The organism is Xanthomonas sp. CFBP 8151 (genome assembly GCF_011761885.1).
GTDB lineage: Bacteria > Pseudomonadota > Gammaproteobacteria > Xanthomonadales > Xanthomonadaceae > Xanthomonas > Xanthomonas arboricola_B.
The window spans coordinates 960,133-984,710 of the sequence record NZ_JAASQZ010000001.1 but is presented as its reverse complement, the minus strand read 5'-3'; the positions used below and the strand labels follow the sequence as shown (position 1 = coordinate 984,710).

Below are 24,578 nucleotides of genomic sequence, written 5' to 3'. Positions count from 1 at the left end.
TCCCTTACGTTCGATGTACCCATGACCGATCACGATCAGCTTTCCCGTTTCCTGCTGCCTGCTGCCGGCGTGCGCGGCGTCCATGTCCGCCTGACCCAGGCCTGGCACGACATCCAGGGCACCGCCGACTACCCGCCCGCCGCCCGCCAGTTGCTTGGCGAGGCTGCCGTGGCCGCCGCCTTGTTCACCGGACACACCAAGGTCGATGGGCGTTTGTCGGTACAACTGCGCGGCAATCAGACGCTACGCACCCTGTTTGCCGAATGCACCGCGGCCGGCACCTTGCGCGGCATCGTGCAGCTGGCCGACGGCGCCGATGCCCCCACCGACCTGCGCGAACTGGGCGAGGCCGCGCTGCTGGCGATCACCATCGAAAACCCCGGCCTGGACCCACGCGAACCGCAGCGCTACCAGAGCCTGGTCGGCATGCAGGCGCCGGATCTGGCCGAAGCCTTCGAAACCTATTTCCAGCAGTCCGAGCAGTTGCCAACCCGGCTGCTGCTGGCCGCGGGTCCGGACCAGGCCGCCGGCCTGCTGTTGCAAAAGCTGCCCGGCGACGAAGGCGACAACGATGGCTGGACCCGCATCGGAGCGCTGTTCGACACCCTGGGCGCCCCGGAATTGCTCTCGGTCGCCAGCGAGGACCTGCTGCACCGGTTGTTCCACGAGGAAGACACCCAATTGCTGGGCAGCAAGCCGCTCAGCTTCGGTTGTTCCTGCTCGCGCGAGCGGGTCGCCTCGATGCTGCACTCCCTGGGCGAAGACGAGGCGCGCGCCGCTGCCGAAGCGACCGGCGAGGTCGAGGTTCGCTGCGAGTTCTGCGGGCGTGAGTATCACTTTCCGTTGACCGCGCTGGACGTACTTTTCAACGAGGCGCCGCTGTCGCTGGACGCGCCGGAAAGGTTGCAATAGATAGCGTCCACGCCGCATTCCGGGGAACGCGGCTACTTGTTAAATAATCATAAACGCCCTAGCATTCTCGTTGCCCGCTCTCGGGAACTTAACAACTGCCCCTGGGTCTGAACTCTGGTATGCGCCACCTTCTTCGCCTCCCGCTTGCTTTGCTGGTTGCTCTCGCGGCAGCCACGGGCGTGCACGCGCAGTCGGCATCCCAGCAGTCGCGTGAGAGCACCATCCTGCCGGTTTGGAACAAGGGCAGCGGCAAGGTGGAAGCCTTTCTCTACCTGGAACCCACCGGCGAGCAGAAGGCTGGCGCACGCTGGCACTTCGGCCGCAACTCGCTGGATGCAGCCTTCGGCCTGACCTCTGGCGATTCGCTGGGGCTGATCTGCAACAGCAGCCGCGGGACCAACATCAACGGGCTCGCCAGCCACTGTCTGCTCGCAGGCATCGGCGATGACGAAGAGGACAGCGCCACTGCATCGCGCCGTGTCTCGGCGACCCTGGGCTTCAACCGCGCTGGCGCCCGCGCCGGCGTCACCGCTGGCACCGGCCGCGACGCCCTGCCGGCCTGGTTAATCGGCGCCGGCAAGGCGCCGCTGACCCGCGTCGAACAGAACGACCTGACCGTGTTCGGGCAGAAGAATATCGGCCGCGAAGGCTTCGTCTCGATCGGTGGCACCTATGCGCGCGCCCGCCTGGTACCGCTTGCCGACGTTTCGCCAGCGATCGCCGACCAGTGGGACAGCAAGACCTTGAGCGTCGGCGGCGGCTATGGCGCCTTCAGCGCCAACGTCATCGGCCGCGTCGTCGACGTCCCCGGCCAGCCGGAAAAGTGGGAAGGCCTGGGCCTGGGCCTGACCTGGCGCACCCCCTGGAGTGGCCAGCTGACAGTCGGCGCAGAGAACGTCATCTCCCGCGGCAAGAACCCGTTTGCGCCAAGCAACGAGAGCAACAGCGACGGTACGATTCCCTACGTCCGGTACGAGCAAGATCTCTAAGTCGTTGATTCAACAATAATTTGATAGGACGCCACCGGTTTGCAACTGGTGGCGTTTTTCGTTCTGGGCCCGCGCCAAAGGCTGCCTTTCACGTCTTTCTTCTTTTTCGTTAACGGGACTTTAATTTCTCGCATAACGCATATACCATCGGTTCACCCTGACGTTTTGGATCCGCTTCTTTCGGACCCCCCGACAGGCAAACAACCCTTGGCAGTACCCAAGATCACTTGGAGAGAGAGCTAATGAATTGCAAGTCCAACAAGCTGCGCGATGCAGTTGTCCTCGCGCTTGTCGTGGGCGTCGGCGGTACCGGTACCGCCATCGCTCAGGAAGCCGGCACCACCAACCTCGACAAGATCGAAGTGACCGGTTCGCGCATCAAGCGCGCGGACGTTGAAACGTCGCAGCCGGTTTTCAGCATGAGCCGTCAGCAGATCGAATCGCAGGGCCTGACCTCGATTGGCGACGTGATCCAGAACATCAGCTCCGGCGGTTCGGCGCTCAATAGCAATGTCAACAACGGCGGCAACGGCGAAACCCGCGTCAACCTGCGCAACCTCGGCTCCAACCGCACTCTGGTGCTGGTCAATGGTCGTCGTTGGGTCGGCGGCACCGGCCTGGGCGGCGCAGTCGACCTCAACACGATTCCGACTGCTGCCGTCGAGCGCATCGAAGTCCTGAAGGATGGCGCCTCCACGATCTACGGCTCCGACGCCATCTCCGGCGTGGTCAACATCATTTTGCGTCAGAACTTCGATGGCGCCGAAGCGAATGCGTATTTCGGCCAGTACGACAAGGGCGACGGCAGCCGTGAGTCCTACGACTTCACGATCGGCTCCACTGGCGATCGTTGGCACGCCACGTTGGGCGTCGGCTATGTCAAGGAAGAGCCAGTCTGGGCAGGCGATCGCGAAATCTCGTCGGTCCCGGTGTTCGGCGCCGTCGCCGGTACCGGCAACAGCACAACGATTCCTGGCGGTCGCTTCGGCATCTTCGGACCGACCGGCACCAGCGCCACCGGCACACCCACCTTTGGCGCAACGCGCTTCAATGGAACGCCTGGGTTCTCCATCACCAACGACGGCGGTACGACCTCGCGCAACTACACTGCAGCCGACAGCTACAACTTTGCGCCGGCCAACTATCTGGTGACCCCGCAGGAGCGCAAGTCGGTATTCGCCGATGCTGGCCTGTCGATCACGGACAATGTGCGCTTCAAGACCACGGTGACCTACAACGAGCGCGAGTCGAGCCAGATCCTGGCACCGATGCCGGTCGTTCTTGGTCGCTCCGCGCCCGGCACCAACGGCGCAGATATCGTTATTTCGGCAAATAACATCTACAACAATACCGGCCGCGATATCGACTACATCCAGTACCGTGCCGAAGAGACCGGCGGTCGCATCTTCACCCAGAACGTCAAGACGTTCGGGTTCAGCGGTGCATTCGAGGGTGATTTCGAAGTCGGCCAGCGCTTCTTCAACTGGGAAGCCGGTATGTTCTACGGCAAGAATGACCAGACAGATCGCACCACCGGCCTGTTCAATATTTCCGCACTGCGCAACGCACTTGGCCCGTCGTTCGTCGATGCTGGCGGCGTGGCACGCTGCGGTACCGCAGCCAGCACGATCGACGGCTGCGTGCCGATGGATATGCTGAGCGGCCCGGGCTCGTTGACCCCGGAAATGCTCGGTTACGCTGGCTTCAATGCACATGACCTCTATGGGTACGAGCAGAAGACCTATTTCGGCAACATCGGCGGCGAGCTGTTCGACCTGCAGGGAGGTGCATTTGCATTCTCCTTTGGTGCTGAACACCGCGAAGAGTCGGGCTTTGACGATCCGGACGCGCTGATCAACTCCGGTGACACCACTGGCAACGCACGTACCGCCACCAATGGCGGCTACAAGCTGGACGAAGCCTACCTCGAACTTGCCGTGCCTCTGCTGGCTGACCTGCCGGGCGCACAGTTGCTGGACTTCAGTCTGGCCACGCGGTATTCGGACTACAGCAACTTCGGCGACACCACCAACAGCAAGTTTGGTTTCCGCTGGAAGCCGATCACCGACTTGATGATCCGTGGTAACTGGTCGCAGGGTTTTCGCGCACCGTCGATCAACGAGCTGTTCCAGGGCGTAAGCGATACCTTCGAAGACGTGCGTGATCCGTGCGCTGGCTCCTTCAGCGATGGCTCTGTCAACGGAACGCGTCCGGGTTCGTGCGGCGCGGTGCCGGCCTACGCTCAGGCCAACCCGCAGGTGCGTACCGCTACTGGCGGCAACCCCAACCTGCAGCCGGAAACGTCGACGTCCAAGACCTTGGGCTTTGTGCTCAGCCCGAGCTGGGTCACTGGTCTGGATATCTCGCTGGACTGGTGGAACATCGAGATCGAAGATGCGATCGACACGCAGACCGTGCAGGAAACCCTGGACAGCTGCTATCTGGCAGGCATCGCCAATGCTTGCTCGCTGATTCAGCGCGAACCTACTGGCGAAGTGTCGAATCTGCTGGCAGTGCCGAACAACATCGCAAGAATCGAGGCTGAAGGTTACGACCTGACCGTGGGCTATCGCCTGCCGGACACCGCGTGGGGCAGCTTCAGCCTGGTGTGGGACTCGACCTACATGAGCAAGTTCGTGGTCGAGAAGCCGCTGCAGGACCCGGAAACCCGCGTTGGCTTGTACCGTGGCGGCTCGGCCCGTGACAACAACTGGCGCATCCGCTCCAACCTGATGCTGAATTGGGAATTGGGCGACGTCGGTGGCTCGGCATCCATGCGCTACTACAGCTCGCAGGTCGAAAACTGCACGGGCGCCAATGTGGCGACTCCGGCAAACGTGGCACTGCTGTGCTCGGATCCGGATCGTGTGACTGCTGCTGGTGCAGCGCCGCGCAACCACGTTCCCAGCGTGACCTACACCGATCTGGCGGCGTACTGGAAGGCGCCGTGGAACGCACGGGTTACCGTTGGCGTGAACAATGCGTTTGACCGTGATCCGCCGCAGGCAGCGACTGCCTTTGCGAACAGCTTTGACTCGCAGTACGAAATTCCGGGTCGCTTCTACTACATGCGTTACACCCAGAAGTTCTGATATCGGCTGCTCATGTAATACGTAACCAAAAAACCGCGACTCGAAGGAGTCGCGGTTTTTCTTTGCCTAATGATCAGGCATCAATCCATCCCGGGCGTCTGAGACCTAGCCAGGAATCAAGGTCTGGATCACATGCTCGACGTAGGCTTCGAAATCTTCGCGGGCTTGCTTGGGTTGCTGCAGTTGCAGCGAGAGCTGCAGGAAGCCGACGTAGGCGGCATAGGCCAGGCGGGCGCGGTGCTGGGCGTCGGTGCGGCTCAGGCCGGCCTGGCGGAACGAAGCGATCAGGTAGTCGAGACGGCGCTGCGAGACACGGTCGATGACCGGGCGCACGGCCGGGTGGTCCAGTGCCTTGAGCAATTCGCTGTAGATCACATGCGGTTTGACTTCGTGCGCGACCAGTTGGAACAGCGCGCGCAAGCGTGCGCTAGGGTCCGGGACGTCTTCCAGGCTGCCGAACACTTCCTTCTGTTCGAAGATCTCCCAACGTTCGAGGGCTGCCTGCAGCAACGCATCGCGCGAGGGGAAATGCCAGTAGAAGCTGCCCTTGGTCACGCCGAGACGGCGTGCCAGCGGCTCGACCGCGACGGCGCCCACCCCTTGTTCTGCGATCAGGTCCAGTGCGGCCTGTGCCCAATCATCCGCGCTGAGGCGATTGCCGCGACCGGACGTGGCGCGGGGTGTGGTGAGGCTTGGGTCGGTAATGTCATTCATTGACGCGATTTAACCATACGCTTGAGTCAGTTGCAGTATGCATCACAAAAAGGACATACAAATGCCACGATTCAATGGCTTAACCGTCCATACCAGGCAGTATTGACAGCAGCCAGGGCAGGTCCATACCATGAGGTATGGTCACGCCCTCTCCTAGCCTCGCCCACAGTGCGTCTGCCACTCGCATCGACGCTGGCGAGACATCGCTTGCTGTGTCGGTGCGAGGTGCTGACCACGCGGCGACGGTGCTGCTGGCACACGGGTTCGGACAGAATCGGCATGCGTGGGGAAGCACCGCGGCTCGATTAGCCGATGCCGGCTACCGAGCGTTGGCCTACGATGCGCGCGGTCATGGCGATTCCGGTTTCAACGACGCAGGCCTGCCCTACTCGTCCACCCAATTCACTGATGACTTGATTGTGCTGGCAGGCGAGCAGGCCGAGCCGCCGGTGTTGGTCGCCGCATCGATGGGCGGCTTGTTCGGCCTGCTTGCGGAGGCGCGCTGGCCAGGTCTGTTTCGCGCGATCGTGCTGGTCGACATCACGCCCCGCTGGGATACTGCCGGCGTGGAGCGCATCCTGCGTTTCATGACCGCGCATCCGGATGGCTTTGCATCGCTGGATGCCGCTGCCGACGCCATTGCCGCGTATATGCCGCAGCGCCCGCGCAAGACGGCCGAGCAGTTGCAGGCCTTGTTGAGGCGGCGCGCGGACGGTCGCTGGCACTGGCATTGGGATCCGCGGCTGGTCGACGAACTGGCGGGACAGGATCCGCACGCACAGCAGCAGACCTTGCTGCACGCCGCCGCGCAGGTGCGTTGCCCGATGCTGCTGATCAGCGGCGGGCGCAGTGATCTGGTCACGCCGGACAATATCAACGAATTCCTGTCGATCGCGCCGCATGCGCAGCACGTGCATTTGCCCGATGCCACACACATGCTGGCCGGCGACGACAACACCACGTTTACCGCAACCGTGTTGCATTATCTGGACGCACTGCCCCCGGTTGGCACCATCGTAGCGTCCAACATTACCGAGCATGTCACTGGAGCAAGACCATGAGCATCGTTGCACCGTTCCTCCTCGTCATCCTGGCGGCGGGCATCGCTGCCTATCACCGCATGCGTCTTGCCACCTGGGTTGCGCTGAGCGCCTGTGTGCTGGTGGCCTGCTGGTTGCTGGGTGCCAATCTCACCGCAACCATCGCCGCTGCCGTGCTGGTGGTACTGGTCTCCGCGCCGGTGCTGTTGCCGTTCCTGCGCAAGCCACTGCTGACCACGCCGCTGATGGGCTTCTTCCGCAAGGTGCTGCCGCCGCTGTCGCAGACCGAACGCATCGCGCTGGAAACCGGTTCGGTGGGCTTTGAAGGCGAGCTGTTCACCGGCGACCCGGATTGGCAGAAGTTGCTCAACTACCCCAAGCCCCAACTGAGCGCCGAAGAGCAGGCCTTTCTCGACGGCCCGGTCGAAGAGCTGTGCAAGATGGTCAACGATTGGGAGATCACGCACGTCCACGCCGACCTGCCACCGGAGCTGTGGGAGTACATCAAGAAGAACAAGTTCTTCGGCATGATCATTCCCAAGCAGTACGGCGGCCTGGGCTTCAGTGCGCTGGCGCATCACAAGGTGATCCAGAAGCTGTCCTCGATCTCCAGCGTGGTCAGCTCCACCGTCGGCGTGCCCAACTCGCTCGGGCCGGGTGAGCTGCTGCTGCATTACGGCACGCCGGAACAGAAAGACTATTACCTGCCGCGTCTGGCGGTCGGCGCCGAGGTGCCGTGTTTCGGTCTGACCGGCCCGTTCGCCGGCTCCGATGCGACCTCGATCCCCGACTACGGCATCGTCTGCAAGGGCGAGTGGAATGGCGCCAACGTCCTCGGCGTCAAGCTCACCTTCGACAAACGCTACATCACCCTGGCGCCGGTGGCCTCGTTGATCGGCCTGGCGTTCCGCGCCTACGACCCGGATGGCCTGATCGGCGACAAGAAGGACATCGGCATCACCCTGGCACTGCTGCCGCGCGAGACCCCCGGCGTGGAAATCGGTCGTCGCCATTTCCCGCTCAATTCGCCGTTCCAGAACGGCCCGATCCATGGCGAGGAAGTGTTCATCCCGCTGAGCCAGCTGATCGGCGGCGTGGAGATGGTCGGCAAGGGCTGGAACATGCTCAACGAGTGTCTGGCGGTGGGCCGCTCGATCACCCTGCCCTCCACGGCCAGCGGCGGCGGCAAGTACGCCGCAGTGGTGACCGGCGCGTATGCGCGCATCCGCAAGCAATTCGGCCTGTCGATCGGCCGCTTCGAGGGCGTGGAAGAAGCGCTCGCGCGGATCGGCGGCAAGGCATATGCGATCAGCGCGTTGTCGCAGGCCACCGCTGCGGCGGTGGACCGTGGCGACGTGCCGTCGGTGCCATCGGCGATCGCCAAGTATCACTGCACCACCATGGGCCGCGAAGTGGTCAGCGACATGATGGATGTGATCGGCGGCAAGGGCATCATCCTGGGGCCGCGCAACTTCGCCGGCCGCGCCTGGCAGGCGGCGCCGATCGGCGTGACCGTGGAAGGCGCCAACATCATGACCCGCAGCCTGCTGATCTTCGGCCAGGGCGCGATCCTGTGCCATCCGTGGGTGATGAAGGAGATGCAGGCGGCGCAGGATCCGGATACGCGGCGTGGCCTGGAAGAGTTCGACCAGAGCCTGTTCGGGCATATCCGTTTCGGTATCTCCAACGCAGTGCGTTCGTTCTGGTTCGGGCTGACCGGTGCGCGCATCGGTGCAGCGCCGGGCGACGCGTACACGCGGCGTTTCTTCCGCAAGCTGGACCGTTATTCCGCCAACCTGGCGCTGATGGCCGACGTATCGATGCTGATGCTCGGCGGCAAGCTCAAGTTCAAGGAATCGCTGTCCGGCCGTCTGGGCGACGTGCTGAGCCATATCTACCTGACCAGCGCGATGCTCAAGCGCTATCACGACGAGGGCGCGCCGGCGACCGACCAGCCGCTGCTGGCCTGGGCTTTCCATGACAGCGTGCATAAGATCGAAACCGCGCTGTCCGCGGCGTTGCGCAACTTCCCGATCCGTCCGGTGGGTTGGTTGATGTGGGTGTTGATCTTCCCGCTGGGCCGTCGTGCCGAAGCACCGGGTGACCGCCTGGGACATCGTGTGGCATCGATCCTGATGACGCCGAACGAAGCGCGCGACCGTCTGGGCCAGGGTGTGTTCCTGACCCCGTGCGCCAACAATCCGGGCGGACGTATCGCCAGCTATCTGGCCAAGGCCGTGCTGGCCGAGCCGGTGGAGCGCAAGTTCCTCAAGGCGCTCAAGACCAAGGGCATCGAAGCGCTGGGCTTCACCGCGCAGTTGGACGAGGCCGTGGCCGAAGGCGTGATCACCGGCGACGAGCGCAGGCAGCTGGAGGAGTTGCGCGAGATGATGATGGACACCATCACCGTTGACGACTTCGATCCGCACGAGCTGCGCGCGGCCAGCTACTACGACAAGCCGCAGGCCCAGCAACCGCGCGAAGCGGCGTAAGGCTCAGGGCGAGGTAACAGCAGATAACGGCGGGCTTCGGCCCGCCGTTGTCGTTTGTGGAGACTGGCTGTGGTGGAGGCCGAGCATTTCGCAACTGCACTGCCTGCCGTCAGCGTCTTCGACCAGTTCCCAGCAACTGCAATCCCGGTGGGCTGTCTGGTAAGAGCGGGCTTGCCCGCGATGAAGCTCCACCGGTAACGCCTCATCGCGGGCAGGCCCGCTCCTACAGACAGCGAGCAAGCCGCCTCAGCGCGGCAACCACAGCAACGCCAGGGCAATCAGCGCGGGCAAGGCCTGTACGAAAAAGATGCGGCGGTTGACGCTGTAGGCGCCGTAGCCGCCTGCCACGACGACACAGCCCAGAAAGAAGCTGAGCACATCGGTGCGGGCCTGGAGCGCGCCCCAGAACAGGCCCGCGGCCAGGAAACCGTTGTACAGGCCCTGGTTGGCCGCCAGCACGCGTGTGGCCTGCGCCTTCTCGAGGGTATTGCGGAAGGTCTTCAAGCCCAGCGGCCGCGTCCACAGCACCATCTCCAACACCAGGATGTAGACGTGCAGCAGAGCGACGCACAGACCGGCGACGATGGCAAACAGGGACATGGCGGATCGGCGTGGCGGATGTAGCGGTCAGCATAGCTGCGATTGCGGTCCTGTTGTTCATGGGCCCCATCGCGCCAGCGGTGCATGGCGATGTACAAGACCTGCACGATCGGAGCGTCGCGATTGCCGGAATCGGCGGCGTCTCCCGCGGACGTGTCCCGCGGTGGTTGGTGGGCGGGCACAGGTGCTGCAGCCGAGTTGCAGGTCAAGCGCTCTACAACTGATCTATCTGCTCGCCACGCTCGCCCGAAGGCAAACGCGGCTAGTTCAAACAGCGGCATCGTTTAGGTGCAGCCCAATGCCGCGGTCAAGAGCTCAGTGAATCGAGCGCGCGGTGCCCTAAGTTGCTTCATTGAAAGCCTGCTTGCTGCTCGGCTGGTCTTGGCAACTGATTGGGCATGCTGCAAACAATGCCTGTCATGCCCTGCTTGCCTGTGCACACCGACCATCTCGACTGGTCCTTGCCCGCCCACCGTCGCGGGACCTTACGCGGCATGGATGCCGCGTAAGAGCCTACACGGACGTACTCGCGGCGTGTCCTGCGATGGTGGGCGGGCAAGGACCCTGCAACCAGGCCGCAGATCATCCGCTGTAAAACCGATCTATCCGCACTGGCCCGGGACCCCGAACAAGGCGACCAAGAATCCGAGGCCAAGCGTCATTCAGCGTATCCAGTCAAGAACTGGTCAATAGAATGCGCGGCGCCCTCGCCGCATCAGGAAGTTTGCAGATGGCGTTGTCGAAAACCATCCACACAGGCTGGTACCCCCACAGCATGTCGCTCCAAGCAATGGTCGCGCCCGCCTGATACCCACGAAGTCGTCTTGCTGGCTGCTTCTAGTCGGAGGTGTGCTTGCTCGTTTCCGCATCGCGTTCTGCGGGCAGTTTGCGCGCCTCGCGCAGCAGGCCGAACGCGCCCAGGGTCATGCCCGATGCCACCAGCAGACCGACGCCGAACACTGCGCTGGAGCCGAATGCGGACACCAGCTTGTGCACCCACACAAAGGTGAGATCGCCACCGCGGTAGATCACGGTGTCGATCGCCGCACCGGCCTTGTAGCGCCATTCCCGCTCCACCCGCGTGTACAAGGTCTCGCGCGCCGGCTTGGCCAGCGCGAACTCGCTGGAGCGGGTGATCACCTGCACGATCGCAAGCATCATCGGCAACGGCGAGGCCGTCAGCACGGCATAGCCCAGCGTGATCGCCACGCCCGGGATCAGCAGCGCCGGTGCGATGCCGAAGCGGGACAACAGCGCGCGTGTCACCAGCAGCTGCAAGACCAGGGTAAGCGCGTTGATCGCCAGGTCGATGCTCGCGTAATAGGCAGTGGCGGCCGCTGCGTCCGTGTAGAGCCGCCGTACCAGCGCTGCCTGCTCGTTATAGAGCAAGGTGCCGACGCCCACACCGAACAACACCACAAAGGCGAGCCAGCGCAGCAACGGCTCGCGCACGATCAGCTTGAGCCCGCCCAGCACATCGCCGCCCATCGGCACCTCGCCGGAGCTCAGCTGTCGCTCCTGCTCGCGCGCAACCGCCCACAAGCGCAGACGCAGCACGCAGACCACGCACACCGTCAGGAACCCGGCCGACACCAGCATCAGATGTGCGATGCCGATGCGCTCGACCAGCGTGCGGGTGAGGATCGGCCCGAGAAACGCGCCCAGCGTACCGGCCGCGCCGATGTAACCGTAGTAATTGCGCGCTTCGGCATTGCTGAAGACGTCGGCCATGAAGCTCCAGAACACCGCCACCGCAAACAGGTTGAAGACCGTCACCCACAAGAAGAACGCCATGCCGCGCCCGGGCACGCCGCTGTCGAACAACACGTAGAACAGCAACAGGGTCGTGATGAAGAAGCCATATACCACCGGCAGGAACACCCGGCGCGGATGGCGGCTGACCAGGGCGCCGTAGACCGGCTGCAGCAACACCATGATCAGGAAGGTGCAGGTGAACAGCACCTGCAGGGTGAAGTCCTTGAGCGGCATGCCGCGCACAGCGAAGAAGGCGATCATGCCGGTGGGAAAGATCGCTTCAACATCCGCCGACGCGCTCATCGCCTCGCGCACCGGACGCAGCACGTAGTAGCCGCTGAGCAGGCAGAAGAAGTACAGGAACGACCACGCCAGCGGCGGCGAGCTGCGCAATGCCGCACTCAGACGGTCAGCCGCCGAGCGCGGCGGAGATGGGCTGGTCATCGGATAAGGCTCGCTCGCATCAACGGGCGCGACAGCAGGGACATGGCAGCGGCAACACCCGCGAAACAAGCGCGCAAGTTAGCCGATGCCGCGCTACATCACCAGCGGCAGCGGGCGGCACGGACCATATCGATCGCGTGCGAGTACGGCACGCAGCTTGCAGCTGTCTCCGTACGGGCCCCGCGCTGCGCTGCAAAGGCGCCGAGCAAGTCGATTTATGAACCTAAAATCATCAATAGGATCAATATGATGCCCATTCATCTTCTGGCAGTTTGTGCTATTGCGAAGCGCGGCGCTAGAATCGCCGGAGGCAGTGGAACAGGCGGGATGATCATGACTCAAATGCGCAGGCGCCGACGGTTCCGACCGTTGGCCATCGGGCTGCTCGGGGCGTTATTGCCTTTGGCCCTCTCTTCCACCGCGCAGACACCCGCGCCGGCTGCTTCTGCGCTGCAGCCGGCCACCGTCGTCCAGTCGCCTACCGCTCCGCTGCAATATCGTGCGTCGCTCCCGGCCAGCCAGGTGCTGGCCCCGGCTGCCGGGTTCGATGTGGCCGCGTTCGAATCGATGGCCAATCAGTTGACCTACGGCAATCGCCTGCCCGGCATGGCGATGGCGATCGTGCAGGGCGGCAAGGTCCTGAGCGCGCGCGGCTACGGCGTCACCGACGTCAATCACCCGCAGCCGGTCGATGCCCACACCGTGTTCCGTCTTGCATCGCTGTCCAAGGCTTTTGCCGGCACCATGGCCGGGTTGCTGGTCAACGACGGCGTGCTGCGTTGGGACAGCAAGGTGGTGGACTACGTGCCCGGCTTCCAGCTCAGCAATAACGTCGCCACCCGGCAACTCACCGTTGCCGAGGTGCTCAGCCACCGCGTCGGGCTGACCCGCAATGCCTACGACAACGATATCGAGTCCAACGTCGACTACTACTCGCTCAGCCACAAGCTTGCCGCCGCGCCGCTGCGCTGCGCGCCCGGCGATTGCTATGCGTACCAGAACGTTGCCTTCAGCCTGGTCGGCGATGTGGTGTTCGCTGCGTCAGGCAGCTTCTACGAGCAGTCGGTGGAACGCCGCATCTTCAAGCCGCTGGGCATGAACGATGCGAGCATGGGTCTGGCCGGTATCCAGGCCAGTCCACGCTGGGCGCGCCCGCACGTGCGCAGCCGCAATGGCTGGGTGTCGCTGACGCCCAAGCCGACCTACTACCGCCTCGCCCCCGCTGCCGGCGTCAATGCCAGCGCCAGCGACATGGCGCAGTGGTTGCTCGCGCACACCGGCCACCGCACCGACGTGCTGCCTGCGCCGCTGCTGGCGACGTTGCACGCGCCGCTGATCTCCACACCAGGGGAAATGCGTTCGGGTTGGCGCCACGAGCGCGTGGACGCTGCCAGCTACGCGCTGGGCTGGCGCGTGTTCGACTACGCCGGCCATCAAGTCGTCTTCCATGCCGGCGCAGTGCAAGGCTACCGCGGCTTGGTCGCACTGCTGCCCGAGCGCGATCTCGGCATCGCAATCATGTGGAACGGCGAGAGCGGTTTGCCCTCCGGCATGCTGCCGACCATTCTGGATCGTGCGCTGGGCCTGCCCGCCAAGCGTTGGCTGGATATCGATGTGGATGGCGACTTCGGCAGCGAGAACATGCTGGCCGAGCGTCCCGACCCTGCCGGCAAAGGCGCTTCGTCCGGCAAGTCGGTGGCATCGCCGCGCTAAGTGGAGCTTGCTGCGACCTCGCACACAGGCGGCTTCGGCCGCCTGTGTCGTTTCTGGCCAGCAGGATCGAATCGGGCGTGTCGACATCGGTGGCCGGAAGCCGGGCATCGCTCCATGGCCCTGCGATGACGGTCATGGCAGGCGCAGGTCTGATTCACCTTTTCGACTAAGCGCGTCAGGCCTAACTGAAAAAGCGGGCGGTGGTTCGTCGCCACATGATGCTGCCCAATGCATCTCCCTCGCTTGGCACGACCAACCCATCGCACCGCTACGCCAATCGATGGCGGCACTGCCGATCAGGACAGACGATGGTCAGCTGGGCGGACGGCGCAGCGGTCCAGCCCACCAGAAGGGATGGACCGGAGCAAGCGGTGGCGAATCGCAAGTGGCGAATAGGGCGGCGATAGCCACAACGCTTCGGCCTGACATTCCGTCACGCAGAGCGCGGCGCATCCGGCAGCCATAGCTTTGGCTGCCTGCGTGCGACCGGCACGTCCTCGATCATGGACGTTCTGGACCAATAAAAAAGCTCCCTCCCCGCTGGGCGTCGGGGAGAGAGCTCGATGTTTACGGCGATCGGGTAGTGCGGATCAGATCAGCGGCGCCGGGGTTGCGGGCAGCGCGACCGGAGCGGCCTTCTTCTTGCGAACGGCCGGCTTCTTCTTGGCGACCTTCTTCACAGCAGGCTTCTTGGCGGCAGTCTTCTTGGTGGTGGACTTCTTGGTCGCCTTCTTGGCGACTGCCTTCTTGGCGGTCTTCTTGACTGCCTTCTTGGCGGTCTTCTTGACTGCCTTCTTGGCGGCGGTCTTCTTGGTCGCCTTCTTCGCAGTCTTCTTCACTGCCTTCTTGGCGGCAGTCTTCTTGGTTGCCTTCTTTGCAGTCTTCTTCACTGCCTTCTTGGCGGTTGCCTTCTTTGCAGTCTTCTTGACGGCCTTCTTGGCAGCAGTCTTCTTCACTGCCTTCTTGGCGGTCGCCTTCTTGGCGACCTTCTTGACGGCCTTCTTGGCGGCAGTCTTCTTCACTGCCTTTTTGGCAGTGGGTTTCTTTTTCGCAGCTTTTGCAGTGGCCATGTAATTGGCTCCTCGTCAGTGAACTATGGAGGTGAAACGCCCAGTTGAAGCAAACCCCGCAACGGCACGCCGTCGTCGGGAACCATCCGCAGGTAATGCGCGACGGGACGGATACAGAAACACCCGCATCAAACTGCGACGCGGGTGCGTGATCGGAGCGGCTACTGCTTTTTTGGAGAGAAGCGGACCCAGCTCCACCGTGGATAGCGCTTCGGTGGACATCTGAAACAAGCGTGTCTGCTTGATGTTGATCCTGCTCACTCTCTTTCGCAGCAACGTCTGCTGGGCGAAACCTAATCACGCTTTTTTTTACTGTCAACAGTCTTTTGCATTTTTTTTTCAACACCTCGTCGCCATGCGCCCCGTCGAGATGCCCCAAAGACGCTGCGCGATGCCGCGCGCAGCTGCCCTTCGCATGCGGTCGTGCAACGGCATTTTCAAAAAAGCACTTCTTTTGTGCTGTTTTTTTTTTGCGATGCAGACAAGCGCGCCGTTGTCCGCTGCACCGATGGAGCGGCGCACACCTTCTCGCCGCAGTGCGCACCGCCTGTCCGCCAGCTGAAAATTTTTTATCCGCCAAGCTTGCCTGAGGCGTCGCACAAGCAAAAATGCGCAAACTTATTGCGCGGTTCTCGACCCATGCGTGCATCCGCATGCGCTGCCAACGGCATGCACTGCACACCGTGTCCGATGTTGGACGCACGCGATGCTGCAGACATTCTTCACCGGCTGCACGCCATCTCCTCACGATTAGCTCACGTCAGAAATCCGGCACCGCGATGGTGGCATCGTGTTGGACGATGTCGCGCGCGAAGACCGCTGGCAAGTGCGATTTGTCGAACATCGGCAACGGCATGGGCCGCGATCGACAGCCGGCACTGATCGGTCGCGCGCTGATCGGCAGGATGCACGCCGTCGTCGGGCAGGATCGGCGCGCGGCCACCGCCGCGCAGGCAAAAAAAATGGCCGCTCCAACGAGCGGCCATCCGGGTCTGCGACGGGCCAGGCGAAGTCAGTGCGCGTCGTCTTCCAGCAGCTCGGCGTAGTCGTCCGGCGTCAGCAGGTCGTTGAGCTCTTCTTTGTCGTCGAGTTCGACCACGAAGATCCAGCCTTCGCCGTAGGCGTCTTCGTTGATGGTTTCCGGCTTGTCGCTGAGTGCGCTGTTGACTTCAACGACGGTGCCACTGACCGGGCTGTAGACGTCGGAGGCGGCCTTGACTGACTCCACCACCGCCGCGCCGTTGCCAACCTGCACGGTGTCGCCGACGCCGGGCAGTTCGACATAGACCAAGTCGCCCAGCAAGCCCTGCGCATGGTCGGAGATGCCGACAGTCACGCGGCCGCTGCTTTCGACGCGGGCCCACTCGTGGGACTTTAGGAACTTGAGGTCGCCAGGGATCTCGCTCATGGGTGTGCTCCGGGGAAACTGAGGGGTTGGGGACAGGTGGCTAGTTTAGACCGCACGACAAGACAGGTGCACGCGTGTCGGCAGATGGCGGGTGGCGACGGATGTTGCACGCCGCCGGATGTTTGCATGTCCGGCAGCATTTGACTCATTCGCCAAGGACGCCGGGCTGCGCCTGGCCGTCGCGCACGAACGGAAACTTCACCGCGCGCAACGGCACCTGCTTGCCACGGATGTCCACGCGCAGCGCATCGATGCTGCCGGCCGGCACGCGCGCGAACGCGATCGCCTTGCCGAGCGTGGGCGAAAAGGTACCGGACAGGATCTCACCTTCGCCGCTGGCGCTGAGCACGGTCTGGCCATGCCGCAGCACGCCCTTCTCATCCATCACCACACCGATCAGCTGACGCGGTGCGCCCTGCGCTTTCTGCGACTCGAGTACGGCGCGACCGATGAAGTCGCGGCCGTCGTCCAGGGCGATCGTCCAGGCCAGCGCAGCCTCGTACGGACTGACCGTGTCGTCCATGTCCTGGCCGTAGAGATTCATGCCGGCCTCCAGACGCAGGGTATCGCGGGCGCCCAGACCGGCCGGCTTGACGCCTTGCGCGAGCAGCGCGTTCCAGAACGCCACCGCTGCCTCCTGCGGCAACACGATTTCGAAACCGTCTTCGCCGGTGTAACCGGTACGCGCAAGGAACAGCTCCACGCCATCGCGCGAGCGCGTCTGCAGCGCAGCGAAACGGCCGAGCTTGCTCGCCGCTGCGGTATCGGCCGAATCCACCAGTTCGATCACCTTGGCGCGCGCGTTGGGGCCTTGCACGGCGATCATCGCAAAGTCGCCGCGCTCTTCCACGCGCACCTCGAAACGTGCAGCTTGTTCGCCGATCCACTGCAGGTCCTTTTCGCGGGTGGCCGCGTTGACCACCAGGCGGAAGAAATCCTCGCGCAGGAAGTAGACGATCAGGTCGTCGATCACCCCGCCCTGCGGATTGAGCATGCAGGTGTACAACGCCTTGCCGGAGACCTTGAGCTTGTCCACCGAGTTGGCGAGCAGGTAGCGCAGGAACTCGCGCACGCGTGGACCGTGCAGGTCGACCACGGTCATGTGGCTGACATCGAACATGCCGGCGTCGCGACGCACCTGATGGTGCTCGTCCAGCTGCGAACCGTAATGGATCGGCATGTCCCAACCGCCGAAGTCGACCATCTTGGCGCCAAGCGCACGATGGGTGTCGTTGAGGATGGTCTTCTGGGTCATGCGCGCCGGTCCAAGGGAAAGAGGACCATTATCGCCGCCCGGCCGCGCTTGGGGGAACGGCGCAGGCCACGCAGCAGCGCGCTGCGCCAGCCGGACCTGGCCGCACCATATCGCGCCGCACTGCAGCATCGCTGCCTCGGCACGACGCGCGTGCCTGCCCCGATCAGCCGGACGCCTGCACCTGCAAGGTGTCGGCGTTGCGCATCTCGCCGCAACGGAGCAGGCAGCCGCGCGTTGCGAAACGCCGACGTTGCTGCGACGGCGCGCTCAGACGCCGCGCGGCGAGAACATGATGATCGCCATGCCAAGCAGGCAGCACGCTGCGCCAAGCAGATCCCAACGCGTCGGCGTCACCCCGTCCACCCACCACAGCCACACCAGTGCACTGGCGATGTAGACCCCGCCATAGGCGGCATACACGCGCCCGCTGGCATCGGGATGCAGGCTCAACAACCATACGAAGACGGCCAGGCTCAACGCCGTCGGCAGCAGCAACCAGATGCTGCCGCCTTTACGTAGCCAGAGATAAGGCAGGTAGCAACCGACCAGCTCGGCGATGGCGGTGGCCGCGAACAACAACAGCGTGGTCGGTGCGACATTCATGCACGGCCTGGCTTGCCGACGCCCTGCTTGCCGCCATCAGCTTGCTGCAGCTCGGAGGTGTCGCGCGCCTGATCGCCGACCGCCGGCGCGTCAGTGACAGGCGTTGCGGCAGCCGGCGGACTGAGAGCAGACGGATCACCGCCGCGTTCGCCGCGCTTGACCTGTTGCCACAGCGCCTCCTGTTGCTGCAGCGAGAGTGCGACCAAGGAGGTGCCATTCGCCTGCGCCTGCGCTTCCATTGCGCGAAAGCGACTCTCGAACTTGAGGTTGGCGTGGCGCAGCGCCGCACCCACGTCGACCCTGGCATGGCGCGCCAGGTTGGCGCAGACAAACAACACATCGCCGAGCTCGTCCTCCAGCCGGGCCTGGTTGTCGGCGACCGGGCCACGGGCAAACTCCACGCGCAGCTCCTCGATTTCTTCCTGCAGCTTTTCCAGCACCGGGGTCGGGCCGGGCCAATCGAAACCGACCCGCGCCGCACGCGCCTGCAGCTTGGTGGAGCGTTGCCATTCCGGCAGGCCGCGTGCGATGCCGGCGAGCGCGGAGTCGTCCTGATGGCCCGCCGCGCGACGTTCGTCGCGCTTGATCTGCTCCCAGTTGGCGCTCACCGCCTGCGCATCGTCGGCGCGTTGCTCGGCGAAGACATGCGGGTGGCGGCGCACCAGCTTGTCGCTGAGCGTGGCGACCACGTCGGCGAATCCGAACGCGCCCTGCTCGGCAGCCATCTGCGCATGGAAGACCACTTGCAAGAGAAGGTCGCCCAGCTCGTCGCGCAGAGCCGGCAGGTCGTTGCGATCGATGGCGTCGGCGACTTCGTAGGCTTCTTCGATGGTATACGGCGCGATGCTGGCGAAGGTCTGCTCCACATCCCACGGACAACCGTGCTCACGGTCGCGCAGGCGCGCCATCAGCTGCAGCAGGCGCTGGAGGTCGCCGGTCGGCGGGGACTGAGACATGGTGGGTTCCTGGCAGATGTGGTGCAGTTGAGCGGCGTGGCCAAGCGATGCCGTGGGCAAGTACCGCGTCACCTGGCGGAAGGCGATGCGTAAGGACCGCGTTGGACATGACTGCATCGGGATTGCGCGCAGCCGTCGGAGCTTTCCGGCGGGCGCGCAGGCAGCTGTCGGCGATGCTCACACCAGCCAGCTGCGCCATGGCAGATTGGGATCACCCAGCGCGATGAAATCGCCATTGAGCAAGGTGTCGCGGCGGTTGTAACGGAACGGTTTGCCGGTGCCGCCGGCCAGCAGCACACCGCCGGCGGCGTGCAGCACGCACTGGCCGGCCGCGGTGTCCCACTCGGAGGTAGGGCCGAAGCGCGGATACACGTCCAGGTCGCCCTCGGCGATGCGGCAGAACTTCAACGACGACCCTTGCGCGACCACATCGATCTCGCCCATGCGCTCCAGCGCGGCAGCGGTGCGGGCGTCACGGTGCGAGCGACTGGCGGCAACCCGCAGCGGCGTGGCCGCCGGCGTACGCGTGTGCAGCATCTCGTCGCGGTCGCCATCGCGGCGGTAGGCGTTCTCGCCGCGCGCGGCATACCAGACCCGGCCATCGACCGGCGCCTGCACCACGCCGAGCACCGGTGCACCCATATGGATCAGTGCGATGTTGACGCTGAACTCGCCGTTGCGCTTGACGAACTCGCGGGTGCCGTCGAGCGGGTCGACCAGCCAGTAGCTGGTCCAGAACTGACGGTCTTCCCAGGCCACGTGCGCGGATTCTTCCGACAGCACCGGCACGTCCGGGGTGACCCGGCGCAAGCCTTCGACGATGACACGATTGGCGGCAAGGTCGGCCTGGGTCAGCGGGCTGGCGTCGTCCTTGATCTGCACTGCGAAATCCTGCGCGTAGACATCCATGATCGCCGCCCCCGCCTCGCGGGCGATGGCGATCACGGTTTCGCGCAGTTCCATCGGGATGCGGATCATGGGTTGCGCTCCAGCCACTCGCGCGCGATGAACAAGGCGGCCAGCGAGCGGCCTTCGGAAAAATCTTCTCGCAGCATCAGGTCGTCCAGACGGGCGATCGGCCAGGGCACCACCTCCATCTCCTCCGGCTCGTCGCCGACCAGGCGCTCGGGATAGAGATCGCGTGCCAGCACCAACCAGGATTGGTGACTCATATAAGTAGGAGCGAGCGTCATCCCACGCAGCACCTGCACCTGGCGCGCGCCGTAACCGGCTTCTTCCTTGAGTTCGCGGTCGGCGGCCTGCTCCGGCGTTTCGCCGGCATCGATGCGGCCCTTGACCAGACCCAGCTCGTAGCGATGCACGCCGGCGGCGTACTCGCGCACCAGCAGCACGGTCTGCGCGTCGAGCATCGGCACCACCACCACCGCGCCATGACCCTGGCTGAGTTGGCGTTCGTAAAGGCGACGCTCGCCATTGGAAAATTCCAGATCCAGCTGCTGGCGACGGAACGGCCCGTCGCCCAGATCGGTGATCTTGTGGATGGTCGGCAGGCGCGGGCTCATGCGCAGCACGCAGCGGCGAAGCCGACCGATAGAATAGGCGTATGCATCGACATGTTCATGAGCCCGAAATCCTAGCAGACCCGGCAGCCTCTCAAGCTGACGAACATTGGCGGCAACGCGATCTTGAGGTGCTGTGGCACCCCTGCACGCAGATGCGCGAGCACCCGCACACACTTCCGCTGGTGCCGATCGCCCGTGGCGATGGCGCATGGCTGATCGGCCACGACGGCCGCCACTATCTGGACGCGGTCAGCAGTTGGTGGACCAACCTGTTCGGCCATAGCGAACCGCGCATCGGCGCGGCCATCGCGCGCCAAGCTGGCGAACTGGAGCAGGTGATGCTGGCCGGCTTCACCCATGCGCCCGCCGTGCAGCTGGCCGAGCGTCTGCTGGCGATCGCGCCGCGCCAGGCCGGCCGCGCGCCGTTGTCCAAGGTGTTCTATGCCGACAATGGCTCGGCCGGCGTGGAAGTGGCCTTGAAGATGGCCTTCCATTATTTCCACAACCGCGGCGAGCACCGCCGCACGCGTTTCGTGGCGCTGGAGAACGGCTACCACGGCGAGACCATCGGCGCACTGTCGGTCGGCGACATTCCGTTGTATCGGCGCGTATATGCGCCGTTGCTGCTGGAGTCGATCTTTGCGCCCTCGCCCGATGCCTACCTGGCCGAGCCTGGACAGAGCGCGGAAGATTACGCACTGCAGGCGGCCGATGCGCTACAGGCGGTGTTCGAACACTCGCCTGGCGAAATCTGCGCACTGATCCTGGAGCCGCGCGTGCAGTGCGCAGGCGGCATGCGCATGTATCACCCGGCCTATCTGCGCCGCGCACGCGAACTGTGCGACGCGCATGGCGTGTTCCTGATCGCCGACGAGATCGCCACCGGCTTCGGTCGCACCGGTAGCCTGTTCGCCTGCGAGCAGGCCGGGATCATGCCCGACCTGTTGTGCCTGTCCAAGGGGCTGTCCGGCGGATTCCTGCCGTTGTCGGCAGTGCTGGCCACGCAGCAGTTGTACGAGGCGTTCCTGGACGACGCGCGCGAACGTGCGTTTCTGCATTCGCATAGCTATACCGGCAACCCGCTGGCATGCGCCGCCGCGCTGGCGACCCTGCAGATCTTTGCGGACGACGATGTCATTGCGCGCAACCAGCGCACCGCCGCGCACATGACCAGGCTGGCTGCGCAGATCGGCGAACACCCCGCGGTGGCGGACGTGCGACAGGCCGGCATGATCGTGGCGTTCGAACTCACGCAGGGCGGCGACAAGCGCACGCCATTCCCGGCTGCGGCGCGGGTGGGCCTGAAGGCCTATCGCGCCGCACTGGACAAGGGCGTGGTGCTGCGCCCGCTCGGCGACGTGCTGTACTGGATGCCGCCGTATTGCGTGGACGATGCGCAACTTGCGCTGCTGGCTGCGACCACCCGCCACGCCATCGGGGAGGCCGTCGCATGCGCCTGACCCGCTCCCATGTCGCACTGCCGCTGCACTGCGACCAGGAGGTGACGCTGCCGGAAGAATCGGCCAATCACCTGCTGCGTGTGCTGCGACTGCGCGAGGGCGATGCCTGCGTGCTGTTCAATGGCGACGGCAGCGACTACCACGCGCGCATCACCCTGGCCGGCAAGCGCGAGGCACGCGCACTGGTGGAACGTGCCGAGCCGCTGGGCAACGAATCGCCGTTGTCGATCACCCTGATCCAGGGCATCGCGCGCGGCGAGAAGATGGATCTGATCCTGCAGAAGGCCACCGAGCTGGGGGTGACGGCGGTCGTGCCGGTCAACGCCGAGCGCACCGAGGTCAGGCTGGACCCGGCGCGCATGGAAAAACGCCTGGCGCATTGGCGCAGCGTGGTGGTGTCGGCCTGCGAGCAGTCCGGGCGTGCGCGCATTCCCACGGTCGCTGCGCCGCACGGCCTGCAGGACGCTGCGCAGGCCAGCGACCGGCAGGCGCTACGGCTGACGCTGGACCCGTACGGCGAGCATCGCCTGGGCAGCCTGACGCTGGGCGCACAACCGCATGTGGTCGTGGCGATCGGCCCGGAAGGCGGCTGGTCGCCACGCGATCGCGCCACCCTCGCCGAGGCCGGCTTCAGCGGCCTGCAATTGGGGCCGCGCATTTTGCGCACCGAAACCGCGGGGCTGGCCGCGATTGCGGCGCTGCAGTCGCGGCTCGGGGATCTATAGCCCCATGTCGTCGTAGGAGCGCACCTGGGCGCGACCGGGCGTTTATCGGTAACGCTTCGTCGCGCCCGGGTGCGCTCCTACGGGGATGTGGAGTTGCCCGACGTTGCGTCGTCCGCTGCGTGTTGATGGCTCCGTCCACTGCGTCCCGGCCCTAAACCCGCGCCGACTCGTAGGAGCGCACCTGGGCGCGACCTAGCGTTATCGGGAACGCCCCGTCGCGCCCGGGTGCGCTCCTACGGAGATGTGGAGTTGATTGGTTTGGTGCAGCCGGACTGCTGCACCTGGCGATGCGCACGCGCTCAGCGGCCGTGCTGCAGGAACCAGCTGGCCGCGCCGATCACACCGAGCTGGCCGTGCTCGACGATGCTGACCGGCACTTGTTCCAGCGCCGGACGCAATGCGCCCTTGTCGAGCAGACGTGCGACGAAATCACTTGCGGCCACGAATGCGGCAATCTGCGGCAGGAACCCACCCGCCAGATAGACACCGCTGCGCACGCCGTAGAGCAGCATCATGTCGCCGACCACGCTGCCCATGAAGCCGCAGAACGCCTGTAGCGCATCGCGCGCCAGTCCGTCATCCCCAGCCAGTGCGGCAGTAGTGACATCGGCCGGGCTGGCGTGCAGCACCGGCGCGCCACGCAGCGCGGCCAGCGCGGTGTAGAGATTCAACAGGCCCGGGCCGGAGAGCAGGTGCTCGGTGGCCACGTGCGTGCGCGTGCGGCGTAGCTCCTGCAGCAAGGCCACCTCCAGATCGCTGGCTGCGGCAAGCGCGGCGTGGCCGGCCTCGGTCGGCAACACCACCGGGCTGGCACCGTTGGGAATCCACAACGCCGCGCCCAGGCCGGTGCCGGGACCCAGTATCAGCGCCGGACCCGGTGCGCCCTGCGGCGGGCCGGACAACTGCATGACCTGATTGCCGGCCATGTAATTGGCCGCATGCGCCACCGCTTCGAAATCGTTGACCAGATGCAGCGCCTGCATGCCGAGCTGGCGGCGGATCTGCTCGGGCGCCAGTACCCACGGCAGGTTGGCGGTGATCACGCTGCCGTCCTCCAGCGCATACCCGGCGCTGGCGATGACGCCGCGCTGCACCGGTGCGCAGCCCAGCTCCGCAAAGAACGCGGCCATGATCTCGGCCAGGCCCGGGTAATCGGCGCACCGGTACTTGCGATAGTCCAGCACTACGACCGGTTGGCGTGGATCGACGCTTTCGCACACCAGCGCCAGACGCACATGCGTCCCTCCTACGTCTGCGGCAACGAAGGTGTCGGGGCGCGGAAAGGCCACCGCTTCCATTGGACTGCTTGCGCTCACGCATTCTCCTGATAAGTGGCCGCGGGCCGACGTCACGCCCGTCGTCAGACGAACGGTGACGGCAGACAACGTTGTCAGCAATTGCCTTGCAACGCAACCGTGGCGGTTACGATTTAAACAGGATGCCGCAAATTTCATCATCCACTGAAAATCCGCACCTGCGGCAACGATTTCAGCACAGACCATGGCCTCTCATCCGCACATACGCGATTCCCCATAGAAGCGGCCGATCACAACACAGACGCGCTATTGGCACGCTGCACGACAGTCATGACGAGGTGCATGGCGTCAACCGGAAATGCTGCAATGCAGCGCAATCGCAGTCGCTTCAGAGATCTGTGACGATGTGTTGACAACGCTGTCAACGCTACGCGAGACTCGATCCAAATCGGAGTTATGGCAGGCGGGGCCATGGACTGTTCGCCACTCAGGAACGGGCACTCCCTCGCCGGCGCATTCCAGGTTCGTGAGCGGGACATCGCCTGATGTCCGACTCGCTGAAGTCGCAGTC

Annotated in this window: 21 protein-coding genes; 10 read left to right on the top strand and 11 right to left on the bottom strand. The window is 64.4% G+C overall.

Going from position 1 to position 24,578, the window contains the following annotated elements:
- Positions 1-21 precede the first annotated feature (21 nt).
- The 3 genes from FHT08_RS04080 to FHT08_RS04070 all read left to right on the top strand — a co-directional run bounded on the left by FHT08_RS04080 (position 22) and on the right by FHT08_RS04070 (position 4,993).
- Positions 22-912, top strand: a complete 891-nt coding sequence (locus FHT08_RS04080; RefSeq protein WP_166774372.1) for an Hsp33 family molecular chaperone HslO — start codon at positions 22-24, stop codon at positions 910-912.
- A gap of 152 nt (positions 913-1,064) precedes the next feature.
- A complete protein-coding gene (locus FHT08_RS04075) occupies positions 1,065-1,901 on the top strand; it encodes a hypothetical protein (protein ID WP_208408892.1) in 837 nt (278 codons plus the stop codon).
- 242 nt (positions 1,902-2,143) lie between these two features.
- A complete protein-coding gene (locus tag FHT08_RS04070) occupies positions 2,144-4,993 on the top strand; it encodes a TonB-dependent receptor (RefSeq protein ID WP_166774370.1) in 2,850 nt (949 codons plus the stop codon).
- 105 nt (positions 4,994-5,098) lie between these two features.
- On the opposite strand, the gene FHT08_RS04065 is transcribed toward FHT08_RS04070, so the two are convergent.
- Positions 5,099-5,707 (bottom strand): TetR/AcrR family transcriptional regulator, encoded by a 609-nt coding sequence (locus tag FHT08_RS04065; RefSeq protein WP_016902764.1) that lies wholly within the window; start codon positions 5,705-5,707, stop codon positions 5,099-5,101.
- A gap of 137 nt (positions 5,708-5,844) precedes the next feature.
- On the opposite strand from FHT08_RS04065, the gene FHT08_RS04060 reads away from it, so the two are divergent.
- Complete coding sequence (locus tag FHT08_RS04060) at positions 5,845-6,768, top strand: alpha/beta hydrolase (protein ID WP_166774369.1); 924 nt, start codon at positions 5,845-5,847, stop codon at positions 6,766-6,768.
- Entirely contained in the window at positions 6,765-9,239 is a 2,475-nt protein-coding gene (locus FHT08_RS04055; protein ID WP_166774368.1) for an acyl-CoA dehydrogenase, read from the top strand. Before FHT08_RS04060 ends, FHT08_RS04055 begins: the two co-directional genes overlap by 4 nt.
- Before the next feature lie 246 nt (positions 9,240-9,485).
- Here the strand turns inward: FHT08_RS04055 and FHT08_RS04050 are convergent, their stop codons facing one another.
- Positions 9,486-9,839, bottom strand: coding sequence for a DUF1304 domain-containing protein (locus FHT08_RS04050; protein WP_166774367.1), 354 nt, complete (start codon positions 9,837-9,839; stop codon positions 9,486-9,488).
- An 837-nt stretch (positions 9,840-10,676) separates the two neighbouring features.
- Complete coding sequence (locus tag FHT08_RS04040) at positions 10,677-12,038, bottom strand: MFS transporter (protein ID WP_166774366.1); 1,362 nt, start codon at positions 12,036-12,038, stop codon at positions 10,677-10,679.
- 369 nt (positions 12,039-12,407) lie between these two features.
- On the opposite strand from FHT08_RS04040, the gene FHT08_RS04035 reads away from it, so the two are divergent.
- The 3 genes from FHT08_RS04035 (at position 12,408) to FHT08_RS04025 (ending at position 15,383) form a co-directional block, all read left to right on the top strand.
- Complete coding sequence (locus tag FHT08_RS04035; protein ID WP_172454262.1) at positions 12,408-13,751, top strand: serine hydrolase domain-containing protein; 1,344 nt, start codon at positions 12,408-12,410, stop codon at positions 13,749-13,751.
- Between the two features lie 642 nt (positions 13,752-14,393).
- Positions 14,394-14,825, top strand: coding sequence for a hypothetical protein (locus tag FHT08_RS19930; RefSeq protein WP_243848942.1), 432 nt, complete (start codon positions 14,394-14,396; stop codon positions 14,823-14,825).
- Between the two features lie 240 nt (positions 14,826-15,065).
- Positions 15,066-15,383 carry a hypothetical protein gene (locus FHT08_RS04025; protein ID WP_166774365.1) on the top strand — a complete coding sequence of 106 codons (318 nt, stop codon included), beginning with the start codon at positions 15,066-15,068 and terminating at the stop codon, positions 15,381-15,383.
- Between the two features lie 193 nt (positions 15,384-15,576).
- Here FHT08_RS04025 and FHT08_RS04020 read toward each other — a convergent pair whose 3' ends face one another.
- The 7 genes from FHT08_RS04020 to nudE all read right to left on the bottom strand — a co-directional run bounded on the left by FHT08_RS04020 (position 15,577) and on the right by nudE (position 20,566).
- Positions 15,577-15,807 carry a hypothetical protein gene (locus tag FHT08_RS04020; RefSeq protein ID WP_166774364.1) on the bottom strand — a complete coding sequence of 77 codons (231 nt, stop codon included), beginning with the start codon at positions 15,805-15,807 and terminating at the stop codon, positions 15,577-15,579.
- Positions 15,808-15,833: 26 nt separating this feature from the next.
- A complete protein-coding gene (gcvH, locus tag FHT08_RS04015) occupies positions 15,834-16,229 on the bottom strand; it encodes a glycine cleavage system protein GcvH (protein ID WP_104536012.1) in 396 nt (131 codons plus the stop codon).
- A 145-nt stretch (positions 16,230-16,374) separates the two neighbouring features.
- Positions 16,375-17,484 carry a glycine cleavage system aminomethyltransferase GcvT gene (gene gcvT, locus FHT08_RS04010; RefSeq protein ID WP_166774363.1) on the bottom strand — a complete coding sequence of 370 codons (1,110 nt, stop codon included), beginning with the start codon at positions 17,482-17,484 and terminating at the stop codon, positions 16,375-16,377.
- Positions 17,485-17,751: 267 nt separating this feature from the next.
- The gene (locus tag FHT08_RS04005; RefSeq protein ID WP_166774362.1) at positions 17,752-18,087 is read right to left on the bottom strand and encodes a YnfA family protein; all 336 of its coding nucleotides are present in this window, start codon (positions 18,085-18,087) and stop codon (positions 17,752-17,754) included.
- Positions 18,084-19,043 (bottom strand): nucleoside triphosphate pyrophosphohydrolase, encoded by a 960-nt coding sequence (mazG, locus tag FHT08_RS04000; protein WP_166774361.1) that lies wholly within the window; start codon positions 19,041-19,043, stop codon positions 18,084-18,086. Before mazG ends, FHT08_RS04005 begins: the two co-directional genes overlap by 4 nt.
- A 177-nt stretch (positions 19,044-19,220) precedes the next feature.
- Positions 19,221-20,021, bottom strand: a complete 801-nt coding sequence (gene cysQ, locus FHT08_RS03995) for a 3'(2'),5'-bisphosphate nucleotidase CysQ (RefSeq protein ID WP_024939266.1) — start codon at positions 20,019-20,021, stop codon at positions 19,221-19,223.
- Positions 20,018-20,566 carry an ADP compounds hydrolase NudE gene (gene nudE / locus FHT08_RS03990; protein ID WP_166774360.1) on the bottom strand — a complete coding sequence of 183 codons (549 nt, stop codon included), beginning with the start codon at positions 20,564-20,566 and terminating at the stop codon, positions 20,018-20,020. Before nudE ends, cysQ begins: the two co-directional genes overlap by 4 nt.
- A gap of 41 nt (positions 20,567-20,607) precedes the next feature.
- Here nudE and bioA point away from each other — a divergent pair, with 41 nt between their 5' ends.
- Positions 20,608-22,026: an adenosylmethionine--8-amino-7-oxononanoate transaminase gene (gene bioA / locus FHT08_RS03985; protein ID WP_166774359.1), complete on the top strand. Its 1,419-nt coding sequence runs from the start codon at positions 20,608-20,610 to the stop codon at positions 22,024-22,026.
- Entirely contained in the window at positions 22,017-22,751 is a 735-nt protein-coding gene (locus FHT08_RS03980) for a 16S rRNA (uracil(1498)-N(3))-methyltransferase (protein WP_166774358.1), read from the top strand. The genes bioA and FHT08_RS03980 overlap by 10 nt, the downstream gene beginning before the upstream one ends.
- 299 nt (positions 22,752-23,050) lie before the next feature.
- On the opposite strand, the gene FHT08_RS03975 is transcribed toward FHT08_RS03980, so the two are convergent.
- Positions 23,051-24,067 (bottom strand): glucokinase family protein, encoded by a 1,017-nt coding sequence (locus tag FHT08_RS03975; RefSeq protein WP_104605645.1) that lies wholly within the window; start codon positions 24,065-24,067, stop codon positions 23,051-23,053.
- Positions 24,068-24,578 lie beyond the last annotated feature (511 nt).

What these genes read in the sequence shown, in the direction of transcription:
- FHT08_RS03980 (WP_166774358.1), top strand. Translation starts at nt 22,017, where the DNA reads ATGCGCCTGACCCGCTCCCATGTCGCACTGCCGCTGCACTGCGACCAG.
- gcvH (WP_104536012.1), bottom strand. Translation starts at nt 16,229, where the DNA reads ATGAGCGAGATCCCTGGCGACCTCAAGTTCCTAAAGTCCCACGAGTGG.
- FHT08_RS04065 (WP_016902764.1), bottom strand. Translation starts at nt 5,707, where the DNA reads ATGAATGACATTACCGACCCAAGCCTCACCACACCCCGCGCCACGTCC.
- FHT08_RS04025 (WP_166774365.1), top strand. Translation starts at nt 15,066, where the DNA reads ATGTTGATCCTGCTCACTCTCTTTCGCAGCAACGTCTGCTGGGCGAAA.
- FHT08_RS04020 (WP_166774364.1), bottom strand. Translation starts at nt 15,807, where the DNA reads ATGGCCGCTCGTTGGAGCGGCCATTTTTTTTGCCTGCGCGGCGGTGGC.
- FHT08_RS04080 (WP_166774372.1), top strand. Translation starts at nt 22, where the DNA reads ATGACCGATCACGATCAGCTTTCCCGTTTCCTGCTGCCTGCTGCCGGC.
- gcvT (WP_166774363.1), bottom strand. Translation starts at nt 17,484, where the DNA reads ATGACCCAGAAGACCATCCTCAACGACACCCATCGTGCGCTTGGCGCC.
- mazG (WP_166774361.1), bottom strand. Translation starts at nt 19,043, where the DNA reads ATGTCTCAGTCCCCGCCGACCGGCGACCTCCAGCGCCTGCTGCAGCTG.
- FHT08_RS04050 (WP_166774367.1), bottom strand. Translation starts at nt 9,839, where the DNA reads ATGTCCCTGTTTGCCATCGTCGCCGGTCTGTGCGTCGCTCTGCTGCAC.
- FHT08_RS04005 (WP_166774362.1), bottom strand. Translation starts at nt 18,087, where the DNA reads ATGAATGTCGCACCGACCACGCTGTTGTTGTTCGCGGCCACCGCCATC.
- FHT08_RS04040 (WP_166774366.1), bottom strand. Translation starts at nt 12,038, where the DNA reads ATGACCAGCCCATCTCCGCCGCGCTCGGCGGCTGACCGTCTGAGTGCG.
- FHT08_RS04060 (WP_166774369.1), top strand. Translation starts at nt 5,845, where the DNA reads ATGGTCACGCCCTCTCCTAGCCTCGCCCACAGTGCGTCTGCCACTCGC.
- cysQ (WP_024939266.1), bottom strand. Translation starts at nt 20,021, where the DNA reads ATGATCCGCATCCCGATGGAACTGCGCGAAACCGTGATCGCCATCGCC.
- FHT08_RS04070 (WP_166774370.1), top strand. Translation starts at nt 2,144, where the DNA reads ATGAATTGCAAGTCCAACAAGCTGCGCGATGCAGTTGTCCTCGCGCTT.
- nudE (WP_166774360.1), bottom strand. Translation starts at nt 20,566, where the DNA reads ATGAGCCCGCGCCTGCCGACCATCCACAAGATCACCGATCTGGGCGAC.
- FHT08_RS04055 (WP_166774368.1), top strand. Translation starts at nt 6,765, where the DNA reads ATGAGCATCGTTGCACCGTTCCTCCTCGTCATCCTGGCGGCGGGCATC.
- bioA (WP_166774359.1), top strand. Translation starts at nt 20,608, where the DNA reads ATGCATCGACATGTTCATGAGCCCGAAATCCTAGCAGACCCGGCAGCC.